The organism is Acidobacteriota bacterium, assembly GCA_030774055.1.
In the GTDB taxonomy this organism is placed as follows: Bacteria; Acidobacteriota; Terriglobia; order Terriglobales; family Acidobacteriaceae; genus JACPNR01.
The window spans coordinates 1-3,367 of the sequence record JALYLW010000090.1 but is presented as its reverse complement, the minus strand read 5'-3'; the positions used below and the strand labels follow the sequence as shown (position 1 = coordinate 3,367).

3 protein-coding genes are annotated in these 3,367 nt (G+C 62.8%); 1 reads left to right on the top strand and 2 read right to left on the bottom strand.

Translation table 11 applies throughout. The annotated features are described in order from the left end of the window. Nucleotides 1-577 (bottom strand): GTP cyclohydrolase II (gene ribA, locus M3P27_07355; GenBank protein MDP9268130.1); only part of this gene is annotated, 577 nt, incomplete at its 3' end. A gap of 148 nt (nucleotides 578-725) precedes the next feature. On the opposite strand from ribA, the gene M3P27_07350 reads away from it, so the two are divergent. Continuing rightward, the gene (locus M3P27_07350; protein ID MDP9268129.1) at nucleotides 726-2,087 is read left to right on the top strand and encodes a histidine kinase; all 1,362 of its coding nucleotides are present in this window, start codon (nucleotides 726-728) and stop codon (nucleotides 2,085-2,087) included. Here the strand turns inward: M3P27_07350 and bshA are convergent. Next, entirely contained in the window at nucleotides 2,057-3,199 is a 1,143-nt protein-coding gene (gene bshA, locus M3P27_07345; GenBank protein MDP9268128.1) for an N-acetyl-alpha-D-glucosaminyl L-malate synthase BshA, read from the bottom strand. The genes M3P27_07350 and bshA overlap by 31 nt on opposite strands. Between the last annotated feature and the right edge of the window lie 168 nt (nucleotides 3,200-3,367).

The window sequence follows — 3,367 nt, the reverse complement described above, 5'->3', positions numbered from 1 at the left end:
TAGTGAAGAGGTGGCCGAGCTTTTCTTTCTTGGTCTTCAAGTAGTTCTCCGAGGCGGAGTGGGCTTCAACCTCGCAGGGAACACGCTCCACCACCTTCACGCCGGCACGTTCGAGCGCGGCGACCTTGTCCGGATTATTCGAAAGCAGGCGGACTTCCTTCAGGCCGAGTGATTTCAGGATCTCGGCGGGCAGGGCGAAGAGCCGCTCGTCGGCTTTGAAGCCGAGGTCTTCGTTGGCTTGGACGGTGTCGCGACCTTGGTCCTGTAGCTCGTAGGCCTGCAACTTTGCGATGAGGCCGATGCCGCGGCCTTCCTGCTGCTCGTAGACGAGGACGCCGGCGCCGGCGGTCGCGATGGCGGAGAGTGCGAGCTCGAGTTGCTGGCGGCAATCGCAGCGGAGGGAGCCGAAGACGTCTCCGGTGAGGCACTGCGAGTGGATGCGAACCAGTGGCGGCGTCTTCGCGAGGTCGCCCATGACCAATGCCACCGCGGTTTCCTTGTTGGCCGCTTCAAAGCCGAGGATACGGAACTGTCCCCAGCGTGTGGGGAAGACGGCCTCGGCGACTTTCTTGACCATGTCACGATTATAGCGATGCGCGGGCGTTTGAATGGACCTGCGTCGCGATAGGGGTTCTTCGACTGGCGCTCACCCGCCGGGACGGGCTCGCGCTTCGCTCAGAATGACAAATCATGTTTGCGCGAGATAAATGCTAAAGTGAGCGGCAATGGACCAGAAACTCATCCTGATCACGCTGCTGGTGAAGCTGGGCGTGGCGGCGGCGGTGGCGAGCGCGGTGGGGCGGTCGAAGGAGTTCAAGCGCCTGCTCTTCCGCGAAGACCGCACCTTCGCGCAGACCGTAGGCTTCATCTCGTTCATGGCGGTGCCGATCGGGTTGGGCATCATCGTGCGCCAGAACGTGCGCAACTTCCTGGCCGCCGACATCTCGTTCGAGAGCGTGATCATCGTCGGCGTGATGGGCGGGCCGCTGGCGGGCGCGCTCTACGGCGTGCTGGTGGGAGCGCCGGCGCTCCTCAACCAGGAATACCTGGCGATGCCGTTCTTCGCGGCGGTGGGGTTCCTCTGCGGCATGCTGCGCAACTTTGCCACCGACCACGAAGAGATCTGGTCGTTCTCGCCTTTTCTCGACGTCAGCGTGTATCGCTGGATCAAGCGCAACATCCGCAAGCCGCGGTTGGACTGGCAGACCTCATTCTTCCTGGTGATCATCGCGCTGGCATTCGCGCAGCAGCAGCTCGGGCGTTCTTTTCCCGGCATGCTGTTCTATCTCGACATCCCACGCACGCAGTGGCTGGTGCTGCTGGCCGACTACGCGACGACCATCGCGGTGGTGGCTATCCCACTGAAGATCTGGAACCTCACGCGCATCGAGATGAAGCTGGAAGAGCAGGAGCGGCTGCTGCTGATGGCGCGCATGGAAGCATTGCAGAGCCAGATCAATCCGCACTTCCTGTTCAACACGCTGAACTCGATCTCGTCGCTGACGCGGGTGGACCCGGAGACAGCGCGCGACATGATCGTGAAGCTGGCCAACATACTCCGGCGCATCCTGAGCCGCAACGAGGCGTTCGTGCAGTTGCGCGAGGAGATCGAGTTCATCGACGACTATCTCGACATCGAAGTGGTGCGCTTCGGGCGCGACAAGCTGCGCGTGACGAAGGAGCTCGACCCGGCATCGCTCGACGTGGTGGTGCCGGCCATGATCCTGCAACCCATCGTCGAGAATGCGATCAAGCATGGGCTGGCGCCGAGGGTGGAGGGTGGCAGCATCACGCTGCGCAGCAGCCTGCGCGGCGAGCGCGTGATGATCGAAGTGGAAGACGATGGCGTGGGCGTTTCGCCGACGGGAACGGCGGCGACCTCAAAATCGGGTATCGGGATGGCGAACGTGGCGGAGCGGTTGAAGGTGCTCTACGGAGAGAATGCCGGGCTGACCATCGGCGAGCGTGACGGGCAAGGGGGAACGAGGGTCACGCTGGATTTCCCGGTGCTGGAGCAGCTCGACTCGGGACCGGTGGCGAACGCAGCCACGGTGATCTATGAAGCGCGCTCGAGCACGGAGCGGTAGAAGTCCTCGTATTGCGGAATGATCTTCGAGGCGCAGAAGCGCGATTGCGCGCCGGCGCGCGCGGCCCTTCCCATCGCACGCAACCTGGTTTCGTCGGACAGGATGTCGATGGCGTAGCCCGCCATGGTGTCCACGTCTCCCACCGCGGCCAGGAATCCAGTGACGCCGTGTTCGATGACCTCGGGCACGCCGCCGACGTTGGTGGCGACGGTTGGGACTTCGCACGCCATGGCTTCAAGCGCGGCTAATCCAAAAGACTCGAGCTCGCTGGGCATGAGCATGAGGTCGGCCATGGGAAGTCTCTGGTTGATCTCGTTCTGCTTGCCGAGGAAGTGGACGCGGTCCTGAATGCCCTTGCGGCGCGCGAGCCACTCTGCCTGCGAGCGGTCAGGACCATCCCCGATCATCAGGAGTTTGGCGGGCAGCTTCTTTTGCACGCGGTCGAAGATCTCGATGACGTCGGTGATGCGCTTCACCGGCCGGAAATTCGAGAGGTGGACGAGGACGCGCTCGTCGTCGGTGGCGTACTCGCGGCGCGCCTTCTTGGCGTCGACGTAGCGCATGTAGAGATCGCAGTTGACGAAGTTGTAGATGGTCGCGATGGGATGCTGGATCTCGAATTCGTTGATCGTCCGCTCGCGCAAGTAGTTGGAGATGGCAGTGACGCCGTCACTCTGCTCGATGGAGTAGCGCGTGATGGGGAGATAGGAGCGGTCGGCGCCGACCACCGTGATGTCCGTTCCGTGCAGCGTGGTGACGAAGGGCAAGCGGCGCGGCGGCGTGGCCGCGGCGAGCATCTGGCGCGCCAGCATCGCCGAGACCGAATGCGGGATGGCGTAGTGCACGTGCAACAAGTCGAGTTGATGCAGTTCGGCGACTTCCGCCATGCGCGTGGCGAGCGCGAGGTCGTAAGGCGGGAACTCGAAGAGCGGGTAATTGGAAACGTCGACTTCGTGGAAATAGATGTTGGGATGCTGCGCGTTCAGCCGGATGGGCTGCTTGTAAGTGATGAAGTGGATCTCGTGGCCACGCTCGGCAAGCTCCATGCCCAGCTCGGTGGCGACGACACCGGAGCCTCCGTAGGTGGGGTAGCAGGTGATGCCGATCTTCATCGTGGGTAATGGATGATAACGGAAGGGGGAGGATTCAAAACGTCGCCGCTGGTAAGTCACTAGTCGCCGGTCGCTAGTCGCTAGGAAAACCGGGGCCGAGGAAGGCTGGCGGAGAATCTGCTTCGCAATAGGGATTCTTCGACTCGCGCTCGCCCGCCGGGGCGGGCT